Origin of the sequence: uncultured Marinobacter sp. (genome assembly GCF_963974375.1) — a bacterium.
Taxonomy (GTDB): domain Bacteria; phylum Pseudomonadota; class Gammaproteobacteria; order Pseudomonadales; family Oleiphilaceae; genus Marinobacter.
In genome coordinates this window covers 1-24,949 of the sequence record NZ_CAXBDN010000026.1, presented here as the reverse complement: position 1 = coordinate 24,949, position 24,949 = coordinate 1, and the positions used below count along the sequence as shown (strand labels likewise).

The following is a 24,949-nucleotide window of genomic DNA, read 5'->3' as shown; positions in this document are numbered from 1 at the left end:
TCCAGTGCCAAAGGCCTGGGCGGCGGGTTCCCGGTGGCGGCCATGCTGACCACGGCCAGGGTCGCGGCATCCTTCGGTGTTGGCACCCATGGCAGCACCTACGGTGGCAACCCGCTGGCCTGTGCGGTGGCCCAGAAGGTAATAGACACCATCAGCCAGCCGGAAATCATGAAGGCCGTCAAAGCGCGCTCCGAGCAGTTGCGCAAGGGCATGATGGACATCGGCGAACGTCATGGCATCTTCACCGAGGTACGCGGCGCCGGACTGTTGCTGGGCTGCGTACTGACCGAACAATGGCACGGCCGCGCCAAGGATTTCGTGGCGGCGGCACAGGAAGAAGGCCTGCTGGTGCTGGTGGCCGGCGGCAACGTGGTGCGGCTGGCACCGTCGCTGATTATTCCTGACCATGATATCGAAGAAGGCCTGGCTCGGTTTGAGCGGGCGGTGGAGGTACTGGTTGGGGCTGGGGGTTAGATAGGACGGCCGGATATGGAATCTGGAGCCAGCGTCCTTCGACAGGCTCAGGACGAACGGAATACTCGCTCAGCCCTCCAAAACCGTTCACCCTGAGCCTGTCGAAGGGTCGAAGGGTCGAAGGGTTGAGTACTCCGGACATGGTCCTGATTTGGAGCTAGCGTCCTTCGACAGGCTCAGGACGAACGGAATACTCACTCAGCCCTCCAAAACCGTTCACCCTGAGCCTGTCGAAGGGTGAGTACTCCGAACCTAGGACGAACGGAACCACCCAAAATGGCCGCCCAAAGCCCCATGAACTAAGCTGTTCCTGGGGCTTTTGCGTTTCCGGACAACCGCTTCGCAAGGGCAAGTGCAGCCAGGAGGTAGCCATGCTGATGATCCGGACAATCCAGGAGCGGGATCTGGATGACCTGTATGCCATGGCGGAAGCCGCCGGCAAGGGTCTGACCACGCTACCGCCGGACCGTGACGTGCTGGCGGGCAAGATAGAAGACGCCCGCCGCACCTTCAGCCAGCAGTGTCCCCCGGAAGCCGGTCTGTACCTGTTCGGACTGGAGGATACCGCCACCGGACACTGTGTTGGTGTTACCGGCATTCAGGCCCGGGTTGGGCTGGATGAGGTGTTCTATAACTACCGCCTGAGTATGACCGTCAGCGATTCCCGGGAGCTGGGGGTGCATGTGCGCACGCCCACGCTCTACCTCACCAATGACATGACGGATTCCACCGAGATCGGCTCGTTGCTGCTGGCCCGAAACTACCGGGGTGGCGGCAACGGCCTGTTGCTGTCCCGTTGCCGGTTCCTGTTTCTGGATGAGTACCGGCAGCATTTCTCCGACAAGATCTTCGCGGAAATGCGAGGGGTCAGTGATGACCAGGGTCGCAGCCCTTTATGGGACGCTCTGGGCTCCAACTTTTTTGATATGGAGTTTGTGGAGGCCGACCGGCTGTCCGCCCGGGGCAACAAATCCTTTATCGCGGAACTGATGCCTCACTATCCCATCTACCTGTCACTGCTGCCGGAGAGCGCCCGGGAGGTGATCGGCCAGGTTCACGAGAACACCCTGCCGGCTCTGAAAATGCTGCAGGCTGAAGGCTTCAACTTTAACGGTCTGGTGGATATCTTCGACGGTGGTCCGGTGGTAGAAGCCTTCCTGCACAACATCCGTACCATCCGGCAGTGCATTTCCCGCCCGGTGGAGGAGATTGCCACACCCTGGCCCGATGAGGTGTCAGCATCTGGCCGGGTCATGGTGTCAAACCGTGGCTTTGAGGATTTCCGGATTATTACCGTACCGGTGGCGGCGGTTACGCCGGACGCCCTGCAGCTGAATGCCCGCCACCTGGAAGCCCTGGGTATTGAAGAAGGTGCTCAGGTCCGGATTGCACCGCTGACCATTCCGGTGAAGGAGGCATGGTTTTGAAAGGCCAGTTACTGATCAACAATCGCTGGACCGATGGCTCCGGCGCAGCCCTGATGTCCAGCTGCCCGGTCACGGGGGCAGAGATCTGGCAGGGCGCCTCGGCCAGTGGCGAGGATGTGGATGCAGCGGTCGTTGCGGCCCGGAAAGCGCTCCTCAGCTGGCGTCAGCGCAGCTCCGGGGACCGTCAGCAGCTGCTGGAAGCCTTCCGTGATCAGCTGAACATTCACCATGAGGCCCTGGCCCATCAGATCGGCCGGGAAACCGGCAAGCCCCTGTGGGAGTCCCGCACCGAGGTGGATGCGATGATCGGCAAGATCGGCATTTCCATCACCGCCTACCAGCAGCGTACCGGATCTCATCGCTCACAGGTTGCCGGCGGGCAGGCGGTGCTGCGCCACCGGCCCCATGGTGTGGTGGCTGTGTTCGGTCCCTACAACTTCCCCGGGCACCTGCCCAATGGTCATATTGTGCCGGCGCTGCTGGCGGGCAATACCGTCGTGCTCAAGGCCAGCGAGCAGGCGCCAGGTGTTGCCGAACTGACCTTGCAGCTGTGGCTGCAGGCGGGGTTACCAGCCGGGGTTATCAATTTGCTGCAGGGGGGAGCGGATACCGGGCGGTCTCTGGCCGGCCATGGTGCTATAGATGGTCTGTTTTTCACCGGCAGCTCAGCGGTTGGGCATCAGTTGCACAGTCAGTACAGTGGCCAGCCAGAGAAAATTCTGGCCCTGGAGATGGGCGGCAATAACCCGCTGATTGTGGAGCAGGTGAGCGATCTTGATGGTGCCGTCCATCATGCGCTGCAGTCGGCATTCCTGTCTGCCGGCCAGCGCTGCACCTGCGCCCGCCGGCTGTTGGTGCCGGCTGGTGCGGAAGGTGATCGCTTTCTGGATCGGCTGGTGGAAGTGTCACGGGAGCTGAAAGTCGGCGGATTTGATGACGAACCCCAGCCGTTCATGGGTGCGGTGATTTCACCGGCCGCAGCCGACCGCCTTGAAAGTACCTGGCAAGCCCTGGTGACCGCCGGTGGCCGCAGCCTGCTCCCGTTGCGACGACTGCAGCCGGGCACGGGGTTGCTGTCGCCGGGAATTATTGATCTGACCGGCATCAAGGTGGCCGATGAAGAGCATTTCGGGCCGTTACTGTCAGTGTATCGCTACCGCTCCTTTGACGAAGCACTGGCGCTGGCCAACGATACCCGGTTTGGTCTGGCTGCGGGTATTTTGTCAGACCGGCGGGATCTCTATGAGCGGCTGCTGGAGGAGGCCCGGGCGGGCATCGTGAACTGGAACCGGCCGTTGACCGGCGCCAGCAGCGCAGCGCCCTTCGGCGGCGTGGGCGCCTCCGGCAATCACCGGCCCAGTGCGTTTTATGCGGCGGACTACTGTGCCTGGCCCATGGCGTCGCTGGAGTCTGATTCGGCCACCTTACCGGAGACCCTGGCGCCGGGGCTCCGGTTCAGCTGAGGACGGAATCTGTGGCAACCGAGCTGAATTTTGATGGCCTGGTGGGCCCAACCCATAACTACGCGGGCCTTGCGGCGGGTAACCTGGCGTCTGCCAGCAATGCCAGTGCTGTGTCCAATCCCCGTGAGGCCGCGTTGCAGGGCCTGGCCAAGATGAAAACCCTGGCGGATCTTGGCATATGCCAGGGTGTGCTGCCGCCCCATGAACGCCCCCATATTCCCTCCCTGAAGCGCCTGGGTTTCTCCGGTTCTGACGCCCGGATACTGGCGGCAGCTGCAAAGCATCCGCAATTGTTATCCGTGGTCAGCTCGGCATCCGCCATGTGGGTAGCCAATGCGGCAACGGTGTCACCCAGTGCCGATACCGCCGATCACCGGGTGCATTTCACACCGGCCAATCTGGGCAGTCACCTGCACCGGTCCATTGAGCCCCGGGTGACTGGGCGGGTCCTGCGGTCAATATTCGGAGATGACGCCTGGTTTGCCCACCACCAGCCGCTGCCGGCGGTAGCTGCCTTCGGCGACGAGGGTGCGGCCAATCACACCCGGCTGTGTGCAACCCACGGTGACGCGGGTGTGGAGCTGTTTGTGTACGGCCAGTCGGCATTCCAAAAGGGGCAGGCACGGCCGGGCAGATTCCCGGCAAGGCAGACGCTGGAAGCCAGCCAGGCCATTGCCCGCCTGCACGGCCTGAAACCGGAACGGACCGTGTTCGCCCAGCAGAATCCGGCGGTGATCGATGCGGGGGTATTTCACAACGATGTGATTGCGGTGGGCAACGAATCGGTGCTGTTCTATCACCAGCAGGCGTTTCTGAATGAGCAGCCGCTACTGGCAGAACTGAAAACGAAGCTGGAAGGCGTACCTTTGCAAACCCTGCGGGTGACCAGTGCTGAGGTGCCACTGCCAGATGCGGTCAGCTCCTACCTGTTCAACAGTCAGTTAATCAGCACCCGGGAGGGCCTGGTGCTGGTGGTGCCGGCGGAGTGCCGGGAGGTGGCCTCGGTCGCCCGCTATCTGGATGGGCTGACAGCGGCCGGGGGCCCCGTTCAGCAGGTGATTGCCCTGGACCTGCGGCAGTCCATGCGCAACGGCGGCGGCCCGGCTTGCCTGCGGTTGCGGGTGGCGCTGACGAATGAGGAGCTGGCGGCCATGAATCAGGGGGTCAGATTGACCGATGCACTCTACGAACGGTTGATCAGCTGGGTGCAGGCCCATTACCGGGACCGGCTGGCAGCAGCGGATCTGGCGGATCCACTGCTGCTGGAGGAGAGTTGCCGGGCGCTGGATGAACTTACCGGGATTCTGGGGCTTGGGGTGGTGTATGACTTTCAGCGAGGGGGCGGATCATGAGGCCGGCACGGTGACCGGGTGGCACGTTTCGGTTAGGGAAGACCACAGCCTCCGCCTGACCCTTGACCCGGTAACTTTCCGAGCCGTCATCCCAGATCAGGTTGCCATGGGCGAACTCTGTGAAGTTGGCCACATCATCGGGCACATGGAAGCGAAAGTTGGCCCCGGTGTTGATGATCTCATGGACCACTTCATAGATGGTGACAGCTCGGGCTGCGGGCGCGGTCTCTGGTGCCGGATCACCCTGTAGCCGCCGGCGCAGTGTGGTATACAGGGGCGCCAGATCTTCCAGTTTGTTCTGGCCGAAGGGGTGTGCCCGGCCCAGCTCCAGGGTCAGGCTTTCGGCCCCGAAAGCCTCGGCGGTGAAGGCGGCGAAGGTGGTTGCCGGTGCATTTTGCAAGACCAGCGTCTGTACCGAGCTTTCTTCCAGAAACCGCAGCTGGCCGTCCGGTATCCGGTGATCAGGTACAAAGGGCGCCAGCGCAAAATATTCTCGTTGTGAGGCCCGGATAGCGGTATGCAGGTCGTAATGGGTCAGCCTCTGACGGTCTTCCCGCTGCAGGCTGTTGTGGAAGTTTTCGGTGAGATGTTCCAGTAACCGGGCCCGGCGTGCTTCGTAATAGTCGCTCAGTTCCGGCTTGTCGTGAGCGCCGTTGAACAGACGGTTCAGATTGAATTCGATGAAACGGGTGCCGGTGAGCATGGCGGGGGGATTGCCAAGGATGAACAGGGCATCGGTGCCCGCTACCAGCTGACCGTCGAGCAACTCCGAGACCAGGTTATTGAGCAGCTCGATCGGCGCGGTTTCGTTGCCGTGAATACCCGCAGACAAAATCAGTGGCGCGGCATTGGGTGTGCGGTGACGGGCGGTCAGTCGCAACACGCCGGTGGCCAACAGATCCAGGGAACTGCCGTCAGCCAGATCTACCGCTCTGGGTTTCGTGGTCCGGCTGGCGGCTGTGGTGGTGTCCGAGAAGGCCTGGGCAAGGGTGAGTCCAAGCCAGTCCGGTTGTCCATCGAACAGTGTTTGAGCCAGGTTTGCCCGGGGCATGGTGTTCCTCCTTGAGTGATACATGCGTGCAGTGGCCCATGCATCCATGTATAGCAGAACTTTACCTGTCCGAGTGGGTTATTAAGGATATTTCAGCTGGCCGCCGGTCGTTGGTGCCGTAACAGGTGGTTTTCCAGCTTGCGGAAGGCAAACACCAGGGCAAAGGTCAGCAGCATGTAGAGCAAGGCCACGAAAAGGAAGGCGTCAAACGGTGCATAAAACCGTGAGTAGATGTTCCGGGCGGCGCCGGTAAGATCCACAATGGTGACCACGCTGGCGATGGCGCTGGCGTGGAGCATGAAGATGACTTCGTTGGAGTAGGCCTGCACCGCGCGTCGCGCTGCACTGGGTATGACAATGCGCCGCAGCCGCAGGAACCAGGACATGCCATAGGCCTTGGCGGCTTCGATTTCACCTTTGGGGGTGGCGGCCAGGGCGCCCCGGAATATTTCGGTGGTATAGGCCGCGGTGTTGAGGGTGAACGCCAGCAACGCGGGGTAGAAGGGCTCCCGGAAGATCAGCCACCAGAAGGTCTGCTGTATGCCGGGAATCTGGGCAACGCCATAGTAGATAATATAAAGCTGGATCAGCAGTGGCGTGCCCCGGAACAGATAGGTAAACAGCCATACCGGCCCGGAAATCCACCAGCGGGGGTTGGTGCGAAGCACGGCAAGGGGCAGGGCGATACAGAAACCGATCACCAGCGACAGGAACACCAGCTGGACGGTGGTGACCAGGCCTTCCCAGTAATGAAACAGCGTCGAGCTGGTAAAGATGTCGTTCTGGTCGAGCCAGACCAGGAGCCATTCCGGCATCATCGGGCCTCCCCGGCGACGCCGCGATTGGCGCGCTTGTTCAGCCATTTGATGAACAGTTCGGAGATGGCCGTCAGACCGAGGTAAACCGCTGCTACCGGAATAAAGAACAGGAACGGTGAGCGTTCCGCCTTGGCAGCTTCATCGGCGATGCGGACCATATCTGTGAGACCGATAATGGATACCAGCGCGGTGGTTTTCAGCAGCACCTGCCAGTTGTTACCAATGCCGGGCAGGGCATGGCGCATCATCTGGGGAATCATCACCCGGCGGAAAGTGTGCCAGCGGGTAAAGCCGTAGGCCCGGGCCGCTTCGATCTGACCGGCATCCACCGCCAGGAAAGCGCCCCGGAAGGTTTCGGTCATATAGGCGCCAAAGATCAGACCAATGGTCAGCACCCCCGCCGCAAACGGCTCGAACTGAATAAAAAAGTCGATACCGTAGTGTTCGTAGAGCAGATCCGACAGGGCATTGACGGTGACCTGACCACCGTAGAACAGCAACAGCATCATCACCAGATCCGGCACGCCACGGATCAGAGTGGTGTAGGTGCTGGCGGCCATCCGCGCCAGGGGATTGGCCGACAACTTGGCTGCTGCGCCCGCCAGCCCCAGGGTGAGGGCCAGCAGCAGCGACAGCAGGGCCAGTTCAATGGTGACGACGGCGCCTTCTGCGAGGGCCGGGCCATAACCTTTCAGATCGATCATGGAATAAATCCGGAATGCACACTACCGGTATCGGGGGCCTGCCGGTTGGCAGGACCCCGGAAGAGCCTTACATCTTGATATCGTACTCGAAGTATTTCTTCATGATGGTGTCGTAGGTGCCATCCTCTTTCAGGGTACGCAGGGCACCGTTGACCATGTCGGCCAGGGCGGTGTCGCGCTTGCGCATGGCAACGCCCACACCTTCGCCCAGCTTGACTGGCTCGCCCACTTCCCTGAAGCCGGGCTTGGTCAGCACGGTCTGTTCACCCACCGGGTAATCCACGAACACCACGTCCAGCCGCTGACCTTCCAGATCCAGCACCATGTCGTCAGCGGTGGTGTAGCGCTTGACGGTGACGATGCGGCCCAGCTCCTCGGTCACGTAACTGTCCATGGTGGTGCCGCGCTGAACGCCAACGATTTTGCCTTCCATGGCGCTCTTGTCGGTAACATCTGCGGTGAAACTCTCGGGGCCGAACCAGCCGCCCGGGGTGTTGTAGTAGGGCTCGGAGAACAACACCCGCTCGGCCCGATCCGGGGTAATCGACATGGAAGACATGATGGCGTCAAAACGACGGGCCAGCAGGCCGGGAATCATACCGTCCCAGTCCTGAATCACCAGCTCGCAGGTAACCTCCAGTTGCTGGCACATGGCCTCGGCCAGTTCCACTTCGAATCCGGTCAGGTTGCCGTCTTCATCCCGGTACTCGAACGGCTCATAGGGCACGTCAAAGGCAATCCGGATTTCGGTCCATTCCCGGGCCTGGGCGGTCCCGGCCAGCATGGCCAGGGCGCAGCCTGCCGCGATAATGAGTGTCTTCATGATGATTCTCCAGTCTGTGGTGTTCATAACCGTCGTGACGTTCTTTCAGAAACGGGGCGCAAGAAACTGCTGCATACGTTCCGATTCCGGGTGATCAAATACTTTTTCAGGACTGCCCTGTTCTTCAATCACACCCTGATGCAAAAACAGAACCTGGGAGGATACGTCCCGGGCGAAGGCCATTTCGTGTGTAACCAGAATCATGGTGCGACCTTCTTCGGCAAGGCCCTGCATCACTTTCAGCACTTCGCCGACCAGCTCCGGGTCCAGCGCTGAGGTGGGTTCGTCAAACAGCATCACGTCCGGCTCCATGGCCAGGGCCCTGGCAATGGCGGCACGCTGTTGCTGACCGCCGGACATCTGGGCCGGGTAATAGTCTTTGCGCTCGTAGATGCCGACCTTGTACAGGTAGGCTTCGGCCCGCTCAATGGCCTGCTTGCGGGGCACTTTCAGCACATGGATGGGGGCTTCAATAACGTTCTCCAGCACGGTCATGTGGGACCAGAGATTGAAGCTCTGGAACACCATCGACAGCCGCGCCCTGATCTGCTCCACCTGACGGTTGTCGGCGGGTATTCTTTCGCCCCGGCGCCCGGTTTTGAAGCGTATCGGGTCGCCCTGAACAATAATGTCACCGGAGGTGGGGGTTTCCAGCAGATTGACGCAGCGCAGGAAGGTGCTTTTGCCCGAGCCGGAGCTGCCAATGAGGGTCACAACATCACCCTTGCGGGTTTCCAGGGAGACACCTTTGAGGACCTCGTTCTTATCAAAGGTCTTGTGTATGTCTCTGCAGATCAGGGGGGCGGTTTCCGCCATGTCCATACTCCGGTTGTCTGGGGTGGGTATACCCTCAAGCACAAGATAGGCCCAAACCCGAAAATACACGAATCAGCCCGTGCGGATGTACAAAAAATGGTCGCGTATAATACGAAAGGCGCAGGTTTTACGGATTGGCGGAACGAAAATCAAGAGTTGGTGACCACAAAGTCGGGTGGTCGTCAGCGTCAGCCTTGCCTATTATGTTCGTTCAGACAATAGCAATAATGCGTCAACCACCCTCTCTATCACCATGGGTTCAATAATGACTGCAGTTACAGGTCTTGCAGAAAGCGAGGCCAGTCAATCAGTTGCAGGAAGCGATATCGGTTCAGGGGAAGTCCGGTTTCCGCCGGCGGACAAGCAACGACTGGCCCGGAAATTCCGCCGCTTTCTTTCCGAAAGCTCCGTCATCATCGATGACGAAACCATCCGCCCCTACGAGTGCGATGGTCTTTCCATGTATTGCGAGATGCCTCTGCTGGTGCTGCTGCCGGAAACAGTGGAGCAGGTTCAGCAGATCATGCGCATCTGCCACGCGGAGCAGGTTCCGGTGGTGGCCAGAGGCGCCGGCACCGGTCTCAGTGCCGGGGCCATGCCCCACGCCGGCGGGGTGCTGCTGTCCCTGGCCAGGTTCAATCGCATTCTGGGTATTGATACCAAAGCCCTCAGCGCCCGCCTGCAGCCCGGCGTGCGTAACCTTGCCATCAGTGAGGAAGCTGCTCGTCATGGTCTTTACTATGGCCCCGATCCGTCCTCCCAGATTGCCTGCACCATCGGCGGCAATGTGGCCGAAAACTCCGGTGGCGTTCACTGCCTCAAGTACGGGCTGACCGTTCATAACCTGCTGAGTGTCGATGTGGTGACCGCCGAGGGCGACCGGGTGACCATCGGCAGTGACGGCTATGACGGCTGCGGCATGGACTTGCTGGCCCTGCTGACCGGTTCAGAGGGCCTGCTGGGTATCGTGGTGGAAGTGCAGGTCAGGTTGTTGCCGGAGCCGGAAGTAGCGCAGGTGGTGATGGCCGGTTTTGACAGCGTGCAGCAGGCCGGTGATGCGGTAGGCGAGATCATTGCCCGGGGCATTATTCCCGCCGGCCTGGAGATGATGGACGGCTTCGCCATTGCCGCAGCCGAAGACTTCGCCCAGGCCGGCTACCCGAGAGACGCAGCTGCCCTGCTGCTGTGCGAGGTGGACGGCACCCGTGAGGAAGTCCAGGAGCACATTAACCAGACCGAAGCCCTGTTCCGGGAGCTGGGGGCCACTTCAGTGCGTACCTCCCGTTCGGAGCAGGAGCGGGCCTTGCTGTGGAAAGGCCGCAAGTCGGCGTTTCCTGCGGTGGGCCGGATTTCCCCGGACTATTACTGCATGGACGGCACCATTCCCCGGGGCCAGCTGGCCCATGTGCTCACTGAAATGCAGAAAATGTCTGAGCACTACGATCTGCGTGTCGCCAACGTTTTCCATGCCGGCGACGGTAACCTGCATCCGCTGATCCTGTTTGATGCCAATGTTCCTGGTGAATTCGAACGCACCGAAGCGTTCGGTGGCGCCATTCTGGAGCTTTGCGTGGCGGTGGGTGGCAGTATCACCGGCGAGCATGGCGTCGGCATGGAGAAAATACGCCAGATGCCCAGCCAGTTCGGTGATGGCGAGGTGTCACAGTTCCACGGCATCAAACGGGCATTTGACCTGAATGGCATCCTGAATCCCGGTAAAGGTGTGCCCACCCTGCGCCAGTGCCAGGAATATCGGGCCATCGGCAAGGCCCGGCAACCGGTGGAGCAGCGAGACTGAGATGAGCGATATAACTCCACAATTACTGGAACAGGTTCGCGAGGCTGCCGAGAGCGGTACTGCGCTCGCCATAAGCGGAGGCGGCAGCAAGGCCTTTATGGGCCGCGGCCGGAAGGGTGAGCCCTTGTCTCTGGCCGATCACACCGGCGTGGTGTCCTATCACCCGGTCGAGCTGGTATTGACTGTGCGCGCCGGTACCCGCCTCAGCGAGATCGATGCCGTGCTGGCGGAGCACAACCAGCGCATGGCCTTTGACCCTCCGAGATTCAGCGATTCCGACGTCAAATCTGACACTATCGGCGGAACCCTGGCCTGTAACCTCTCTGGTCCCGGGCGTCCCTGGCAGGGCTCCGTGCGGGACCATGTACTGGGTGTGAAGCTGATCAACGGTCAGGGTCAGCATCTGTCCTTCGGTGGCCAGGTGATGAAAAACGTGGCGGGTTATGACGCTTCCCGCCTGCAGGCCGGCGCCCTGGGTACCCTGGGTGTGATGACCGAAATCAGCCTGAAAGTCCTGCCGCTGCCGGCCGTCGAACTTACCCTCAGCCGCGAACTTCCGCTGGCGGAGGCGCATGCGTTGATGGCGCAGCTGGCGGGTCAGCCCAAGCCGCTCAGTGCCGCCTGCTGGGTGAATGGGACCGTCTATCTGCGCCTCTCCGGCGCACGCTCGGCGGTAGACGCAACGGCGGAGCAATGGCAGCAGGCCCATGGCCTGAACCTTTATGAGGCCGGTTCAGAATTCTGGGCGCTGCTGCGTGATCAGCAACTGGAGTTCTTCGCCGGTGATCGACCACTGTGGCGGTTTTCGGTTAACCCCACCGCACCGATGCAGGACATCGGCAATGGGGTTCTGGTGGACTGGGGCGGCGGGCAGCGCTGGTCCCGGGCTGAAGCCAGCCTGTCGGATATGGCCGCCTATGCCGCCCGTGCCGGCGGCCAGGTAAGCCTGTTCCGTGGCGGTGATCGCAGTGGCGAGGTCATGCACCCGCAACCGGCCCCCCTGCGCACCATTCAGCAGCGCCTCAAGGCCTCATTTGATCCACGGCGTATTTTCAATCCCGGACATCTCTACAGCTGGCTGTAACTATGCAAACCAATCTGGTTCAACATTTCGCTGTCACACCGGAAGGCCAGGAGGCCGAAGCCATACTGCGCAGCTGTGTGCATTGTGGATTCTGTACCGCAACCTGTCCTACCTATCAGGAATTGGGGGATGAACGGGATGGTCCCCGGGGCCGCATCTACCTGATGAAGCAGTTTCTGGAAGGGGGCGAAACCACAGAAAAAACCCGGGAGCATCTGGATCGCTGCCTGTCCTGTCGCAGCTGCGAAACCACCTGTCCATCCGGCGTCCAGTACGGGCGCCTGCTGGATATCAGCCGGGGCCTGATGGAGGAACATCTTGAGCGGCCCCGCAACGAGCGCTGGGTACGTTGGGCGCTGCTGAGGGTGCTGCCCAATCGCCGCCTGTTCGGCGCCTTGCTGAAACTGGGCCAGCTAACCCGACCGCTGCTGCCGGAACCGCTGCGCAGCAAAGTGCCCCCTAAGCGTACTGCCAGCCCCTGGCCCGCCGGCAGTCATTCACGAGTGGCACTGGCGCTGGCCGGTTGTGTGCAGCCCTCCGCCTCGCCGGGCACCAATGCCGCTGCGGCGCGGGTTCTGGATCGCCTTGGTATTACCCTGGTGGAAGCTCCACAGGCGGGCTGCTGCGGTGCCGTCAGGTATCACCTGTCAGAGCATGAGGCCGGACTTGACGATATGCGGCGCAACATCGATGCCTGGTGGCCGGCTATTGAAGGCGGCGCGGAGGCCATCGTGATGACGGCTTCCGGCTGTGGTGCCATGGTGCAGGACTACGGTCACCTGCTGAAGGATGATCCGCGCTATGCTGACAAGGCGCGACGGGTGAGCGAGCTGAGTATCGATCTCGCGGCCTATCTGCTGAAACAGGATCTTTCGGCCCTGAACCTCAGCGCGGGTACAGAGGACAAAGGAAAAGTGGCCGTGCATTGCCCTTGCACCCTGCAACATGCCATGAAACAGGGTGGAACCGTCGAGCAGTTGCTGCAGAAGGCGGGACTGGAGCTGGCCGCCACCCGGGACGGTCACTTGTGTTGCGGTTCGGCTGGCACCTATTCGGTGCTGCAGCCAGAACTGAGCCAGAAGCTGCTGGCCAACAAGCTTGAGGCCCTGAGTGGTGACAACCCGGAGCGGATTGTCACCTCCAATATTGGCTGCCAACTGCACCTGGAAACCCGCTCCGGGGTTCCGGTGCAACACTGGATCGAGCTGCTGGACCCTGCCTGACACCGCCGGGCGACGCCAGATCCCGTACATTGCTACCTTTAAACAGACGTGGTGGAAACCGATTTCCCCATGCCGCAGGCACTTTCTATTCAGTAACCTGCAGTACCCAGACCTCTTAATCATTGATGTGAAGGAGTCATGTTATGGACGCGAAAACCACCGACCAAGAGTATCAGCAAGTCAAAAATGACCTGAAAGCACTGCGGGAGGACTTCGCATCGCTGACCAAGTCTGTTGCGGACGGCCAGAAAAGCAACCTGTCGAATCTGCGGAGCGAGCTGGAGCGGGAAGGCAAAGAAGCACTTGATTACGCTCGGAAAACCGGTGACAAGGCAATGCACGATGTTGAGAGTAAAATCAGTGAACGCCCTTTCCTCAGCGTCGTACTGATTTTTCTGGCAGGCCTGCTGGTAGGTAAACTGCTGGATCGTTGAGTGCAATTTTTTCAGGCCCCAGGCTTTCAGCGGGAATGACACCGATGTTTACCAAACAAGAACTGGAAGGTGCGTTGCGTAAGGCGCTGGCGGCAGCCCTTGGCGGCCTGCTGGCCCTCGCGTTGCTTTCTTCCCTGCTGATTGCCGGCGTGATCCTGTTGCTCTGGGCGGCCACTTCCGGACTTGCACCGGTGGTGGGAGAGGCCGGGGCTCTGGCGATAACGGGGCTGTCCTGTTTTGTCTTGCTGGGCCTGTTTTTCTGGCGCCTGACCCGAACACCAGCGCCGTCGGATGGTAATGAAGACGGCGGGAAATCCGAACCTTCAGAAACGCCGGTGGATGTCATCCGCAATCTGATCCGCAATAACCCATGGGAGTCCATTGTGGCAGCGTTTGCTCTGGGTATTGTGGGGCAGGGGGACGCGCGGATGAAATCGCTGATACTGAAAGGCGGAATGTTGGCGATGCGAGAGGCAGAGCTGGAAAGAAAAATGGCAACAACGGCACCCAGGAACGATCAGGGTGATGACGTCGCGAAATCAGATTCAGCAACGCAGTAAACGACTGCCTGAGACGGTAGCCGTTCCCCTCAGGCTGTTTTACCGGGCTCCCGTGCGTAACCTTTAAGGTTCAGCTACCGAGCAGACCCATCCAGGCGCAGTAAAAAAACGCAACGGATCCGGTCAGGATCATCAGCCAGGCTGGCACTATCATGTTGGAACGGCGCATTGTTTTCATGGACGACTCTTTTTGTTGTTCAGGTGTCGATATTACGTTCAAGGCTTCAAGATAGACCAGATTCAGACTTTCAGATACCAGAATTTTGATAATTCTCAATAAATATGGCGTTTGCACTGTCGCTGGTGCCTCAAGGCCTGAGTAACAGTCCGTACACCGGCCACAAATAACACCGTGGTATAATGGACATGCAGCCGACAATGTAATCGGTTAACCATGACACAGGCCGGAAGGAGAATCAGATGGCTAAGGCACGGGCAAAGCCCACACAACACAGCGCCGTACAACGGGACCTGCGTACCCCCAAATATCAGATGCGGGTCGTTGAAGACAAGTCCAGGTACAACCGCAAGCGCGACAAAACCGTCCGGTCAGAGGACTTCCGCAAAGCTGCCTGAAGGTGGTTTTACGAAAGTCTTCTGGCACGGACACCAGCAGGCACGAACAACGGAATGATATCGTAAAGGAACTACGGGAATGCCAGGCTGGCTTCGCTTTTTCTGCATTGCACTGTTACTCACCCCTCAGTACACCCCTCAGGCATTCGCACAGATCTATACCTGGACGGACGAGAATGGCTCCGTCCACTTCACCGACGAGCCCCCTGTAAACCAGCTCGCTGATCAGGTTGAACTCCGCCAGCACAACACCTTGCCCATGACAGAAAGCGTCCGTCGCCAGCAACGGGCCCTTCGGGAACGCTCATCGACATCGCCAGATCCGCATCCCAGAAGTTCTCGTCGTGAAGCAGACAGAAAGGCATTACGACAAGAACGGGAGCGGGCCAAATGCAACGCTTACCGTGAAAAGATCAAACACACGGATTCACGGCTCCGGGCGGGCAGCTACTCGGTGTCTCAGGGTAACCGCTTGAGGGCGCAGCGAAGGGAATTACAGGGAAAGCTGGCCTGGGAGTGTTTGCGGGATCGTTGAGGCTGTGTCATATGCTTACCCACATCACGCCTCCGCAATCCCTGCATCGTATTCACTGGTCGATTCATGACTGAGCAGTGCCCATTGATTTGAGTCAACCGTTCCGCAGTCTCAAGGATGTTATGGTTATTATTCATACAGCACAAATGGAGAGAGGATCATGGGCACAGTTACCCCGAGCATTGTGGTCGCTTGTGACGGTTCTGATCATTCGTTGCATGCCGCAAAGGTGGCCGCCGGGCTGGCCAAAGCCACTGGGCAGCCCCTTAAGCTGTTAACCGTATTCCCGGGCTCAAGGGTAGAGCGACTGGTTATCAGCGGTGTATGGCCAAGTGATATTGAGGGAGAGGCCAAAGTTTATGGCCGCAAAGTATTTGATGCTGTGAAAGAAGCGGTGAGTGGGGTTGTTGATCCGGCCGAAGAAATCCTTCTCAAAGGTGATCCTGCCAAGGAGATCATCGACCACCTGGAGAACAACCCGGGCGATCACGTAGTCATGGGCCGTCGCGGCCATTCACTGGTGAGCCGTCTTACCCTGGGCAGTATCAGTGAGAAGGTGGTCAGGCATGCCACTGGGCCGGTTACGGTTGTAGGAGAGTAGCGTCGGTATCCATGCTGTAGCGATCGGTGTCGTCACTCTGGTTTCCGTTAGTATATCGGGAACAGTGTGCCGGGCCGTGGCCTTCTGGGGGCAGGAATCTTTATTTGTGTAAAAAATATCGACAAATCTTGGCTGGCTCGCCTGTTCTGCTATCAGCCCCGGTTTACATAGCAGTAGGTCAGCGAATTAACCAAACGGCACACTAGAACTGGACATGGTGATGAAAACGAAAAAGCCAGCCCGAAGGCTGGCCTTTTGTGCTCTTTCCGGGCCTATTGTTTCAGGCAGATTTACGACGGCGGGCTGCGCCAAGACCGAGCAGACCAAGGCTCAGCAGTGCCAGAGTGCCTGGCTCAGGGACAGCAACAGAGACGTTGTCCAGCATGATGCCAATATTGTCGCGGCCATCGTGATTGAAGCTGATGAAACTGGTGGTTTCGGTCATCACGGTGAAGCTGCGAACGATGGTTTGCCATGGATCGCTTGCGGCCAACTCAAAGCTTTCACTCAGGAAGCCACCCAGCATTACCTGCATGGTGTCATTGCTGCCATTGCGCTGGTTGCCTGAAATATCAAACATCAACGAATAGGTGCCGGCGCCGAGAGTGAATTCGTTGCTGAGCAGAGTGCCAGCATTGTTTCTTGATCCATCGAGATCAACGCATTTTCCCGTGCCACCAACACAGCTGATACCCCAATCGTTAGGGTCGGCGATAAGGTCAACAGTACCCTCTGAAACGGTCCAGTTGGCGAAGTTGTCATAGTTCAGCACTGACTCGCCAGCCGTTCCTTCAGAATCAAAATCGTCCTGGAAGATGGCATTGGCTTGAGCCCCGGCTGTAAACAGGGAACTGATAATGATTGCAGCGAAGTACTTCATTTGCATAATCTTGCTCCTCGCAAGGTTTGGTGTGAAGTACAACTAGCAAGAAGTGCGCCATTACCATAACCCCATGAAATCAAAGAAAGTGTAATTTATAAAATGGGCGTCATGTAAAAAATATCGACAGATACTGTTGAAGCCGGCTCAGTTTCTCTTCATTGATCAGACCTTCGCCAACCAGGCCCACCGTTCCGAGCCACGGTTTCCGATTACTTTACCCCTATACGTCGCCCTATAGCTTCCGTGATGGTGGTTTAGTTGTTAGGCAATAGGAGTGCCTGGATATGTGGTGGAAAGTTCTCGCAGTTGTCCCCGTTGCTTTGCTTGTACCTGCCCAATAACGAAACCCTGACCCTGGAGGCAACCATGCCGTCCGACCAACGTCCTCTGGCAGGGTTGGCAACGGGTATCACCATTGCCGATAATCCTTTTGAGGTGCCCGAGCGCACCGTGGATGAAAATGGTCTGCTTACGTGGCACCCGCCTATGTTGCTTCACTCAGGTATTACCCGGATTACGATATCGCGGTTGCCATACAGATTAATTCGGAAATTGGCATGATGGAGCAAGAGGGAAGCTTCATGGAGGTCGAAAACCGAGATCACCGAGGCCATTCGCAACCCGTACTTGAAAGGAGAGTAAAATGCTGAATTACTCAGAAAAAGTCAGGGAAATCTGGCAGCCCTATGGGCCTGAAACAGTGACGCCGGATTACAGAAACCTGGTACGGTACGCGACCCTGGCGGCATCCAGCCACAACACCCAGCCCTGGATCTTCGAACTGGAACAGAATCGGGTCCGGATTCTTCCCGATCTGTCACGGCGTTGTCCCGCTGTAGATCCCGATGACCACCACCTCTACGCGAGCCTGGGTTGTGCTGCCGAGAATCTGTTGCTGGCAGCGGAAGCGGCGGGGCTAAAAGGCCACTGTGTCTATGACGTTTCCACTTCCGGGGTGCAGATTGATTTTGAGGAAACGACCCCTTTCCGTTCGCACTTGTTCGAGGCCATTCCCGATAGGCAGTGCAGCCGGGTTGAATTCGATGGATCGCGACTCTCTGATGAGCCGTTGCAGCAGTTAGAGAATGCCGGGCAGGGCGATGGCGTCTCCATCATGCTGTTCACTGAGAATGACCAAAAAGAGCAGATAGCCCGATATGTCGCTGAAGGTAACTCTGCCCAGTTTCAGGACAATGCCTGGGCCCGGGAGCTTGAATCCTGGATTCGGTTTAACGGGCGAGAGGCCGTCGCTAGCGGTGATGGTCTGTATGGACCGGTCATGGGAAACCCCGATGTGCCTCGCTGGCTTGGGTTGTTGGCGATGCGCTTCGGGTTCTCTGCGAAGAAGCAGAACCAGAAAGACGTCCGGAACATCCGGAGCTCATCCGCCATTGCCGTACTGATTTCCGATATCGACGACAAGCGCCATTGGATTGAGGCGGGCCGCTGCTATGAGCGACTTGCCCTGCAGGCAACTGCGCTGGACTTGAGGACGGCTTTTATTAACCAGCCGGTTGAGGTGGCACCCTTACGCGCGGAGTTCGTCCGTTTTCTCGGCATCGGGAATCGGCGGCCGGATCTTGTAGTGAGAATCGGTCGTGGTCCTGAAACACCAAGGTCCCTGCGCCGCCCGATAGAAGAGGTTGTGAGAACAAACTGATGCCCTGGATCACGCTACTCACCCAGTTGCTCCTCCCAGTCCTGCTATTGGGCTGGCTCGCTCTGTTTCCGGCAGCGGGCGCGCTGGCTTTTGCTCTTCAGGTACTGTCGATTGGTCTCGTGCTTTTCGGGCTTAGCCTTGCTGCGCTATGGGTGGTACCGCCGTTCTGGTTACCTTATCTGTACGCTCTGGTTTTTCTGTCAATCGTGATCTGGCAACTTATGACCAGTCGCTTTCCCATCCATGGCCTTTGGCAGGCGTCAGTTGGATCGACCGGGCTTATCGCGGTAGTCGCCGGGCTCGGATTGCTCGGGGGCTACATGGGTATAGGCGCACTTCAGGGGCGGATGACGCCCAACAGTGATGTGGTGGATATCGCGCCGCCCTTTGCTACCGGTCACTTTCTGGTTGCGCACGGGGGGACAACCGAAATGGTGAATGTCCATCTTCGGACCCTGGATGAATCTGTAGAGCGTTTCCGGCCCTGGCAGGGGCAGAGCAGAGGCCTGGATATCTTCCGCATCACACCCTGGGGATCGCATATGAATGGTTGGTGGCCGAAGGACCCGGCCCGGTACACCACGTTTGGCACTCCTGTGGTGGCGCCTTGCAATGGCAAGACGGCTAAAGTCGTTGATCAGTTTCAGGACATGACCGTTCCGGAAATGGATTCTGACAACAAAGCTGGTAATTATATTGCGGTCGACTGTGGTGATTTCGTAGTGATCCTGGCGCATTTGCGCCAGGGCAAGATGGCGGTCGCCGAAGGGGACCCGTTACGTGTTGGAGACTTCCTGGGCGAGGTGGGCAATTCGGGAAACAGTTCCGAACCGCATTTGCATATTCACGCCCAGCGCGGGTTGCCCGAGGGGGCACCTTTGGGCGGAGAGCCGTTATGGCTGACTATCAACGGAAAGTTTCTGAAACGCAATGACCGGCTCCAGGTACCTTGATTGGTGAGGGTGCTGCTCAGCAGGCTAACGGCTTTTTCGAATTCGGTGCCGCGTTCGGTTCAGGCGCCACTGGTTGACAGTGTAGACCTGCTTACAGAGTGCTTACAAATTCGGATTCCAGAAACAACAAAGCCCGCACAAGGCGGGCTAAGTCATTGAATCTTATGGTGCCCGGAGGCGGAATCGAACCACCGACACGAGGATTTTCAATCCTCTGCTCTACCAACTGAGCTATCCGGGCAAGTTGCCGTACTGCAGTGCAACGGGGCGCTATTAAACCGGTTTCGTTGGGTTGAGTCAAGGCTGGGCCGGAAAAATTCTTTCGGTTTTTCAGCCTGGTTAAACCCTGATCAGTTCTCCGGTGGAACGTAGCCTTCGGCCTTGTCGAAAGGCTCGTTGTTCAGGAAGCGGTCCATCTGGGCCTGCAGGTATTTGCGGGTGTTCGGGTCCATCAGGCTGAGGTGTTTTTCGTTGATCAGCATGGTCTGCTGGGCCTGCCATTCCTGCCAGGCCTTTTTGGAGACGTTCTCGTAAAGTTCCTGGCCCTTGCTGCCGGGCATGGGCGGTGCGTCGAGGCCTTCGAGCTCTTCCTGGAATTTTTTGCAGAATACGGTGCGGCTCATAGGTGCTCCTGTGGGCATTCATGATGTTGATGACCGGGATGATACCAGATACTGACCGGGCTTCAGATCAGTGTGTTCTGCTCCGGGTTGGTCAGCAGGGTGCGTATGGGCGCGGGCAGGCCGAGGGTCAGGGCCTGGTCGCGGTGCAGCCAGCGCTGACTGTGTTCATCGCGGACGGTTATTATGGTGCCACTTACCTGCAGCCGGGCCGGCTGGATGTGAAGGTGGTAATGACTGAAGGTATGACGAAAACTACTGATCAGTTCCGGCTCGTCGCAGTCATAACCCAGGGTGCTGGCGCAGGCGTCCGGGAGTTCCTCTGAGGTGTAGGCCGGGTCAAGTTCCGGCAGGCTCCACAGTCCGCCCCAGATGCCGCTCGGTGGGCGTCTTTCCAGCAGGATGCGGCCCTCGTGGTCCTCAAGGATGACCACCCAGGTGGTTTTCTCCGGTTTGTCCTTTTTGGGTTTGGATCCCGGGTACAGCGCCACGCTGCCCTCTGCGAAGGCCTGGCAGCCGGATTGCAGGGGGCATTGGTTGCAATCGGGGCGACTGCGGGTACACACCAGCGCGCCCAGATCCATAATGGCCTGGGTGTAGTCACGAACCCGCTGATCAGGTGTGTGGGCTTCTGCGTGGTGCCACAACTGGTTCAGGGTCCGGGTTTGTCCTGGCCAGCCGGGTACGGCGTGGTAGCGGGCCAGAACCCGTTTGACGTTGCCATCGAGTATCGCAGCCCGTTGATGGAATGCCTGGGCAAGGATAGCTGCGGCTGTGGAGCGACCTATGCCGGTGAGGGATTCCAGTTGCTGCTGGTTTGCAGGAAATTCACCACCAAACCCGGTCACCACTGCCCTGGCGGCTTTCTGCAGATTGCGGGCACGGGCGTAGTAGCCGAGGCCAGACCAGTGGCTGAGGACATCGTCTGTTGGTGCCTCTGCCAGGGCATGTACATCCGGGAAGCGCTTCATGAAGGCTTCGAAGTAGGGGATGACGGTGGTCACCTGGGTCTGCTGCAGCATGATTTCCGAGACCCACACCCGGTAGGCGTTCTGGTCCCGGTGCCACGGCAGGTCGTGCCTGCCGTGCTGGTCGTACCACTGCAGCAGATCCCGGGCGAAGTGTTCGCTCATCGTCCGATCAGGCCCCGAAGCGCATCCTTGACCCGTTCACCGGATTCGCCCTCAAGGCGCTTGTCAATTTCTTCGCGGGCCCGTTCTTCGACCTTTTCCCGTGCCTCGTCGGTTTCCTCGCGGACTCTTGCCCTGGCCGCATTGGCGGCAATGTCTTTCAGGGTGTCGCTGAAGCGTGAGCCATCGAAAGAGCACAGGCCGGCTGGATCTTCGGTAAAGTTGCCCCGGCACTCAACCGGGATCACCACGTTCTGCACGTAGTCGCTGACCCGGCAGGCGTTGTCGCGGTGAATCTCGCCGACAATACGCAGGCCCAGCTCGTAATCTACCTGCGAAGCGGCCATATCAACCTTGCCGTTGCCTTCCAGGCGCATGCCGGCAAGGGCGGCGACCAGGTCGCTGTTGGTCAGGGTGTTGCCATCAATCTGCAGCGATCCGCTCATATCATTGAAGGGTGTGGTGCTGCCCCAGTCGGCTGCAGGCGTGGCGAGGGTATCCTGGTTGACCAGTGCGATACCCTGGCAAGCCATGCGGGTCAGGTTCATGCGGGTGAATTCGCCCTCAGCGAGTGCAAATCCTATTTCACCGTTGGCGCTTTCCCGCAGTGCCGAGATCCGGTTGCCCCGGGTGGTGACATTGACATTGAGGTTGGCTTCGCCCGCCAGCATATCCATGTCCGCCAGGTCCATCAGCAGCGGCCGGGTTTCCACATCGGCTACCTGCATGCCGACGGTCCACGCCGGGTTGTCGGTACGCGCATCAATGGTTACCGACGACTTGAACCCGCCCTCATAGAGCTGGCCACTGAAGTCCCGCAGGCGCAGTTGGCCGTCGGCCGCTGTAATGTCGGTGTTGATGCTGGCGATGGTCAGGTTGCTGATGATCAGTTCGCCCAACCCGAAGCCAAGCTTCATGTCCAGATCACGAAGGGTTTCCAGGGGCAGAAGGTCACCTTCTGCTGCTGCCTGTTGCTCCGCGGGCGCTTCCTCGTCGCTGGCTGGTGGCAGGTAGCGGTCGGCGTTAAGGGCGTCACCCTCCAGGTTGAAAACCAGCGCGCTGGTGCTCAGGTTGTAGCTGCCACCACCGGTGAACAGGGTGTCGTCCAGCGTGATGACCAGTTCGCTGAGCTCAACGGTGCCGGCAGGGCCACCGATTGTGGTGCTGAAGCCAAGTTTAGTCAGCACATCGGGGTCTTCTGTCTGGATGTCGTCGATACCCAGGGCCTGGAACAGTTCGCGCAGTGAAAACTCGGATATGCGGATTTTGCCGTCCAGCCTCGGCTGATCACCCAGTCCGGCAATGTTCAGGTCAGTATGCAGTTCGAGGTTGGCGAGGGTTGCACGGAAATCGCTGACGGCAGCGGTTCCGGCTTCGAGGTTGGCGTTGGCTGAACCGGTCAGTCGTGCCTGGGCCGTCCGGTCACCCAGTTGCTCGCCGTTGAGACCGAATTGCGCGTCCAGCCCGGAAACAGAGAACGTATTCAGTGCTTCGTTGGCGTTCAGGCGCATGCTCATCTCGCCGTCAATGGTCAGCTCCGGCTGGGTGGTATTGACCTGGAACCCGAGTTCCACTGGAAATTCGGAGCCCAGCGCAATCTGGCTGGCCATCAGCGAGAAGTCCTGAAGCACGATGGTCTGACCGCTGGCCTGGTCATCGAACTGAACCCGGGCATTGGTAATGCGGATCTCTTCAACGTTGAAGTTCAGCAGGTCACCGGATACCTCGCTGTCTGCAGGTTCTTCTGTGGTGGCCTCGGGCTTGCTGTCGTCACCCTCCGGCATGATGCGGCTCCAGTTGCCCTCGCGGTTTTCATCCATCACCAGGCGGGCGTCGAGGCCGTCCAGAACGAAGGTATGAACTTTCGGAGACATGGCTACCAGCGACCAGAAATCCACCTGTGCCACCAGACGCTCGAGGCTTACCAGTGGCTCACCTTCCAGTTTCGCTTCCACTTCATTCAGTTCAATTCCCAGCGGAAACAGTGACCAGCCGATGTCGCCGGCAAGATCCAGTTCCAGATTGGTCTTCTGCGCAACCGCAGTTTCGATCTGTGGGCGATAAGTGTTGGGGTCAATAACAAATACGGCAATAGCGACGGCGGCAACAGCCAGCACCACAAGGCCGACAATTGCCAGAATCAGGTAGCGCAGAACTTTCATCGTGATGGCATCCTTTCGGGTAAAGCAAGTGGAGCGCCGGAACCGGCCGCAGGCCGGTTGGCAAACTGGAGAAATAGCGCTGTCATTGCCTAAGAATAACGTACACCGGGCAAAATAAAAGCACGGGGTGTATGACAAAGCTGCAGGGTTTGGCCACAATAGGGAGCTTCCCTTACATTGTATGTGCATACTGACGTCAGCGTGGTGGTCTCCGGAAGCGGGACTTCCAACCTACTGAAAACAGGACTGGAGGACACTGGAGTGGCAATTACCGTCGCGATTGAACTGAACCGGGACATCGAACTGCCGGCATCCTATGACGAGGCCTTTGCGCTGCTGTCGGAAGTACCCCGTTCCGTCAGCCATTTTCCGAAAGTGGACAAGCTGGTGGATCTTGGCGACAACACCTATCGCTGGGAGATGGAAAAAATCGGCGTCGACAAGCATTCCATCCAGTCCGTGTATGCCTGCAAATACCACTCTGACAAGGATTCCGGAAAGATCACCTGGGAGCCGGTCAAGGGTGAGGGCAATGGCCTGGTTCGTGGTCACTGGACCCTGACCCGTGTAGACGACAACCGCACCCGGGCAAAATTCCAGACCACGGCGGAACTCACCCTGCCACTGCCGGGCTTGCTGAAGCTGGCGATCAGCCCGGTGGTGAAGCATGAGTTCAACAGTCTCGTTGATACCTACATGAAAAACCTTCAAAAGGCGTTCTGACCTCAGGCTCTGCCGTGCCGTTGCCTGCTTGCGTTGCTATCGTTTCGATAGTGGCAGGAATAGCAGCAGGCACGGGACGCCGCGTCCGGTTCACGGTATAATCTGCGGATAAACGAACCCCTGGCGCCTGTCGCCCCAAGATTCCGGAGTCTCCATGGCCGAACGCAAGGCTCGGGTAGAACGAAATACCCTTGAAACCCAGATCACGGTCGAGATTGATCTCGACGGTACCGGCACGTCGAATTTCGATACCGGCGTACCATTTCTTGAGCACATGATGGACCAGATTGCCCGTCACGGGCTGGTGGATATCTCCGTCAAGTCTACCGGTGATCTGCACATCGATGACCACCATATGGTGGAGGACATCGGTATCACCCTGGGTCAGGCCTTCCGTCAGGCGGTTGGCGACAAGAAGGGCATTCGTCGATACGGCCACGCCTATGTGCCGTTGGACGAAGCCCTGTCGCGAGTGGTCATCGATCTGTCCGGTCGCCCCGGGCTGGCCATGGACGTGCCCTACACCCGCGCCTCAGTGGGTGGTTTTGATGTGGACCTGTTCGAGGAGTTTTTTCACGGCTTTGTGAATCACTCCATGGTGACCCTGCACATCGATAATCTGAAGGGCAAGAACACCCACCACCAGATCGAGACCGTGTTCAAGGCCTTCGGTCGCGCGCTGCGCATGGCCATCGAAATGGACGAGCGTATGGCCGGCATCACACCTTCTACCAAGGGGTCGCTGTAAGCGCCCCTGAATTCAATTTCAGGAATCCTCCTCTGACATGAAAACCGTTGCCATAATCGATTACGGCATGGGCAATCTTCATTCCGTCAGCAAAGCCGTTGAGCTGGTTGCCCCTGGCGTGCGGGTGCTGGTCACCGACGATGCCAGCCAGATCCGCTCTGCTGACCGGGTCATTCTTCCGGGCGTGGGTGCCATTCGCGACTGTATGGCGGAAATCCGTCGCCTGGGCGTGGATGACCTGGTCAGGGAAGTGGCTGTCGACCGGCCGCTGCTGGGTATCTGCGTGGGTATGCAGGCACTGATGTCCCACAGTGAAGAGAACGGTGGTGTT

Annotated in this window: 25 protein-coding genes, 1 tRNA gene and 1 pseudogene; 17 read left to right on the top strand and 10 right to left on the bottom strand. The window is 58.9% G+C overall.

Going from position 1 to position 24,949, the window contains the following annotated elements; genetic code table 11:
• The 4 genes from AAC035_RS03935 to astB all read left to right on the top strand — a co-directional run.
• Nucleotides 1-474 (top strand): aminotransferase class III-fold pyridoxal phosphate-dependent enzyme (locus tag AAC035_RS03935; RefSeq protein WP_339800183.1); only part of this gene is annotated, 474 nt, incomplete at its 5' end.
• 371 nt (nt 475-845) lie between these two features.
• Complete coding sequence (astA, locus tag AAC035_RS03930; protein WP_339800180.1) at nt 846-1,901, top strand: arginine N-succinyltransferase; 1,056 nt, start codon at nt 846-848, stop codon at nt 1,899-1,901.
• Entirely contained in the window at nt 1,892-3,364 is a 1,473-nt protein-coding gene (gene astD, locus AAC035_RS03925) for a succinylglutamate-semialdehyde dehydrogenase (protein WP_339800179.1), read from the top strand. Before astA ends, astD begins: the two co-directional genes overlap by 10 nt.
• 11 nt (nt 3,365-3,375) lie before the next feature.
• Nucleotides 3,376-4,716 (top strand): N-succinylarginine dihydrolase, encoded by a 1,341-nt coding sequence (astB, locus tag AAC035_RS03920; protein ID WP_339800176.1) that lies wholly within the window; start codon nt 3,376-3,378, stop codon nt 4,714-4,716.
• On the opposite strand, the gene AAC035_RS03915 is transcribed toward astB, so the two are convergent.
• The 5 genes from AAC035_RS03915 to AAC035_RS03895 form a co-directional block, all read right to left on the bottom strand.
• The gene (locus AAC035_RS03915; RefSeq protein WP_339800173.1) at nt 4,658-5,767 is read right to left on the bottom strand and encodes a succinylglutamate desuccinylase; all 1,110 of its coding nucleotides are present in this window, start codon (nt 5,765-5,767) and stop codon (nt 4,658-4,660) included. The two genes, astB and AAC035_RS03915, sit on opposite strands and share 59 nt — an antisense overlap.
• A gap of 92 nt (nt 5,768-5,859) precedes the next feature.
• A complete protein-coding gene (locus tag AAC035_RS03910; protein WP_339800184.1) occupies nt 5,860-6,582 on the bottom strand; it encodes an ABC transporter permease in 723 nt (240 codons plus the stop codon).
• Nucleotides 6,582-7,289 carry an ABC transporter permease gene (locus tag AAC035_RS03905; RefSeq protein ID WP_339800171.1) on the bottom strand — a complete coding sequence of 236 codons (708 nt, stop codon included), beginning with the start codon at nt 7,287-7,289 and terminating at the stop codon, nt 6,582-6,584. Before AAC035_RS03905 ends, AAC035_RS03910 begins: the two co-directional genes overlap by 1 nt.
• Nucleotides 7,290-7,356: 67 nt before the next feature.
• The gene (locus AAC035_RS03900; RefSeq protein ID WP_339800168.1) at nt 7,357-8,112 is read right to left on the bottom strand and encodes a transporter substrate-binding domain-containing protein; all 756 of its coding nucleotides are present in this window, start codon (nt 8,110-8,112) and stop codon (nt 7,357-7,359) included.
• Nucleotides 8,113-8,157: 45 nt separating this feature from the next.
• Complete coding sequence (locus AAC035_RS03895; protein ID WP_339800166.1) at nt 8,158-8,928, bottom strand: ABC transporter ATP-binding protein; 771 nt, start codon at nt 8,926-8,928, stop codon at nt 8,158-8,160.
• Nucleotides 8,929-9,193: 265 nt separating this feature from the next.
• Between AAC035_RS03895 and AAC035_RS03890 the strand changes: the two genes are divergently transcribed.
• From AAC035_RS03890 to AAC035_RS03855, 8 genes are all read left to right on the top strand, one after another.
• On the top strand, nt 9,194-10,726 hold the full coding sequence (locus AAC035_RS03890) for an FAD-linked oxidase C-terminal domain-containing protein (protein ID WP_339800164.1): 1,533 nt from the start codon (nt 9,194-9,196) through the stop codon (nt 10,724-10,726).
• Between the two features lies 1 nt (nt 10,727).
• Nucleotides 10,728-11,810, top strand: coding sequence for a glycolate oxidase subunit GlcE (glcE, locus tag AAC035_RS03885; RefSeq protein WP_339800161.1), 1,083 nt, complete (start codon nt 10,728-10,730; stop codon nt 11,808-11,810).
• 2 nt (nt 11,811-11,812) lie between these two features.
• Entirely contained in the window at nt 11,813-13,033 is a 1,221-nt protein-coding gene (gene glcF / locus AAC035_RS03880) for a glycolate oxidase subunit GlcF (protein ID WP_339800159.1), read from the top strand.
• A 143-nt stretch (nt 13,034-13,176) separates the two neighbouring features.
• Entirely contained in the window at nt 13,177-13,467 is a 291-nt protein-coding gene (locus AAC035_RS03875; protein WP_339800157.1) for a hypothetical protein, read from the top strand.
• A gap of 44 nt (nt 13,468-13,511) precedes the next feature.
• Nucleotides 13,512-14,027, top strand: a complete 516-nt coding sequence (locus AAC035_RS03870) for a hypothetical protein (protein ID WP_339800155.1) — start codon at nt 13,512-13,514, stop codon at nt 14,025-14,027.
• A gap of 420 nt (nt 14,028-14,447) precedes the next feature.
• Nucleotides 14,448-14,603 carry a hypothetical protein gene (locus AAC035_RS03865; protein WP_339800152.1) on the top strand — a complete coding sequence of 52 codons (156 nt, stop codon included), beginning with the start codon at nt 14,448-14,450 and terminating at the stop codon, nt 14,601-14,603.
• 79 nt (nt 14,604-14,682) lie between these two features.
• Entirely contained in the window at nt 14,683-15,138 is a 456-nt protein-coding gene (locus tag AAC035_RS03860; protein ID WP_339800149.1) for a DUF4124 domain-containing protein, read from the top strand.
• Between the two features lie 160 nt (nt 15,139-15,298).
• Nucleotides 15,299-15,739: a universal stress protein gene (locus AAC035_RS03855; RefSeq protein ID WP_339800146.1), complete on the top strand. Its 441-nt coding sequence runs from the start codon at nt 15,299-15,301 to the stop codon at nt 15,737-15,739.
• Between the two features lie 280 nt (nt 15,740-16,019).
• Here the strand turns inward: AAC035_RS03855 and AAC035_RS03850 are convergent, their stop codons facing one another.
• On the bottom strand, nt 16,020-16,625 hold the full coding sequence (locus AAC035_RS03850) for a PEP-CTERM sorting domain-containing protein (protein ID WP_339800143.1): 606 nt from the start codon (nt 16,623-16,625) through the stop codon (nt 16,020-16,022).
• Nucleotides 16,626-17,265: 640 nt separating this feature from the next.
• Between AAC035_RS03850 and AAC035_RS03845 the strand changes: the two genes are divergently transcribed.
• Both AAC035_RS03845 and AAC035_RS03840 read left to right on the top strand, forming a co-directional pair.
• Nucleotides 17,266-18,282, top strand: a complete 1,017-nt coding sequence (locus AAC035_RS03845; RefSeq protein ID WP_339800140.1) for a Tat pathway signal protein — start codon at nt 17,266-17,268, stop codon at nt 18,280-18,282.
• Nucleotides 18,282-19,235, top strand: coding sequence for a M23 family metallopeptidase (locus tag AAC035_RS03840; protein ID WP_339800137.1), 954 nt, complete (start codon nt 18,282-18,284; stop codon nt 19,233-19,235). Before AAC035_RS03845 ends, AAC035_RS03840 begins: the two co-directional genes overlap by 1 nt.
• Nucleotides 19,236-19,400: 165 nt before the next feature.
• On the opposite strand, the gene AAC035_RS03835 is transcribed toward AAC035_RS03840, so the two are convergent.
• From AAC035_RS03835 to AAC035_RS03820, 4 genes are all read right to left on the bottom strand, one after another.
• A tRNA-Phe gene (locus AAC035_RS03835) sits at nt 19,401-19,476 on the bottom strand.
• A gap of 109 nt (nt 19,477-19,585) precedes the next feature.
• Nucleotides 19,586-19,858 (bottom strand): oxidative damage protection protein, encoded by a 273-nt coding sequence (locus AAC035_RS03830; protein ID WP_339800135.1) that lies wholly within the window; start codon nt 19,856-19,858, stop codon nt 19,586-19,588.
• A 62-nt stretch (nt 19,859-19,920) separates the two neighbouring features.
• Complete coding sequence (gene mutY, locus AAC035_RS03825; RefSeq protein WP_339800133.1) at nt 19,921-20,988, bottom strand: A/G-specific adenine glycosylase; 1,068 nt, start codon at nt 20,986-20,988, stop codon at nt 19,921-19,923.
• Nucleotides 20,985-23,147: an AsmA family protein gene (locus AAC035_RS03820; protein ID WP_339800129.1), complete on the bottom strand. Its 2,163-nt coding sequence runs from the start codon at nt 23,145-23,147 to the stop codon at nt 20,985-20,987. Before AAC035_RS03820 ends, mutY begins: the two co-directional genes overlap by 4 nt.
• Nucleotides 23,148-23,408: 261 nt before the next feature.
• Here AAC035_RS03820 and AAC035_RS03815 point away from each other — a divergent pair, with 261 nt between their 5' ends.
• From AAC035_RS03815 to hisH, 3 genes and pseudogenes are all read left to right on the top strand, one after another.
• A complete protein-coding gene (locus AAC035_RS03815; RefSeq protein WP_339800126.1) occupies nt 23,409-23,870 on the top strand; it encodes an SRPBCC family protein in 462 nt (153 codons plus the stop codon).
• A 154-nt stretch (nt 23,871-24,024) separates the two neighbouring features.
• Complete coding sequence (gene hisB / locus AAC035_RS03810) at nt 24,025-24,618, top strand: imidazoleglycerol-phosphate dehydratase HisB (protein WP_339800123.1); 594 nt, start codon at nt 24,025-24,027, stop codon at nt 24,616-24,618.
• Nucleotides 24,619-24,655: 37 nt separating this feature from the next.
• Nucleotides 24,656-24,949: pseudogene (hisH, locus tag AAC035_RS03805) on the top strand (imidazole glycerol phosphate synthase subunit HisH); the annotation flags it as partial.

Coding starts and splice junctions, on each gene's coding strand:
- astA (WP_339800180.1), top strand. CDS start 846: ATGCTGATGATCCGGACAATCCAGGAGCGGGATCTGGATGACCTGTAT.
- astD (WP_339800179.1), top strand. CDS start 1,892: ATGGTTTTGAAAGGCCAGTTACTGATCAACAATCGCTGGACCGATGGC.
- AAC035_RS03915 (WP_339800173.1), bottom strand. CDS start 5,767: ATGCCCCGGGCAAACCTGGCTCAAACACTGTTCGATGGACAACCGGAC.
- AAC035_RS03910 (WP_339800184.1), bottom strand. CDS start 6,582: ATGCCGGAATGGCTCCTGGTCTGGCTCGACCAGAACGACATCTTTACC.
- AAC035_RS03905 (WP_339800171.1), bottom strand. CDS start 7,289: ATGATCGATCTGAAAGGTTATGGCCCGGCCCTCGCAGAAGGCGCCGTC.
- AAC035_RS03900 (WP_339800168.1), bottom strand. CDS start 8,112: ATGAAGACACTCATTATCGCGGCAGGCTGCGCCCTGGCCATGCTGGCC.
- AAC035_RS03895 (WP_339800166.1), bottom strand. CDS start 8,928: ATGGCGGAAACCGCCCCCCTGATCTGCAGAGACATACACAAGACCTTT.
- AAC035_RS03890 (WP_339800164.1), top strand. CDS start 9,194: ATGACTGCAGTTACAGGTCTTGCAGAAAGCGAGGCCAGTCAATCAGTT.
- glcE (WP_339800161.1), top strand. CDS start 10,728: ATGAGCGATATAACTCCACAATTACTGGAACAGGTTCGCGAGGCTGCC.
- glcF (WP_339800159.1), top strand. CDS start 11,813: ATGCAAACCAATCTGGTTCAACATTTCGCTGTCACACCGGAAGGCCAG.
- AAC035_RS03875 (WP_339800157.1), top strand. CDS start 13,177: ATGGACGCGAAAACCACCGACCAAGAGTATCAGCAAGTCAAAAATGAC.
- AAC035_RS03870 (WP_339800155.1), top strand. CDS start 13,512: ATGTTTACCAAACAAGAACTGGAAGGTGCGTTGCGTAAGGCGCTGGCG.
- AAC035_RS03865 (WP_339800152.1), top strand. CDS start 14,448: ATGGCTAAGGCACGGGCAAAGCCCACACAACACAGCGCCGTACAACGG.
- AAC035_RS03860 (WP_339800149.1), top strand. CDS start 14,683: ATGCCAGGCTGGCTTCGCTTTTTCTGCATTGCACTGTTACTCACCCCT.
- AAC035_RS03855 (WP_339800146.1), top strand. CDS start 15,299: ATGGGCACAGTTACCCCGAGCATTGTGGTCGCTTGTGACGGTTCTGAT.
- AAC035_RS03850 (WP_339800143.1), bottom strand. CDS start 16,625: ATGCAAATGAAGTACTTCGCTGCAATCATTATCAGTTCCCTGTTTACA.
- AAC035_RS03845 (WP_339800140.1), top strand. CDS start 17,266: ATGCTGAATTACTCAGAAAAAGTCAGGGAAATCTGGCAGCCCTATGGG.
- AAC035_RS03840 (WP_339800137.1), top strand. CDS start 18,282: ATGCCCTGGATCACGCTACTCACCCAGTTGCTCCTCCCAGTCCTGCTA.
- AAC035_RS03830 (WP_339800135.1), bottom strand. CDS start 19,858: ATGAGCCGCACCGTATTCTGCAAAAAATTCCAGGAAGAGCTCGAAGGC.
- mutY (WP_339800133.1), bottom strand. CDS start 20,988: ATGAGCGAACACTTCGCCCGGGATCTGCTGCAGTGGTACGACCAGCAC.
- AAC035_RS03820 (WP_339800129.1), bottom strand. CDS start 23,147: ATGAAAGTTCTGCGCTACCTGATTCTGGCAATTGTCGGCCTTGTGGTG.
- hisB (WP_339800123.1), top strand. CDS start 24,025: ATGGCCGAACGCAAGGCTCGGGTAGAACGAAATACCCTTGAAACCCAG.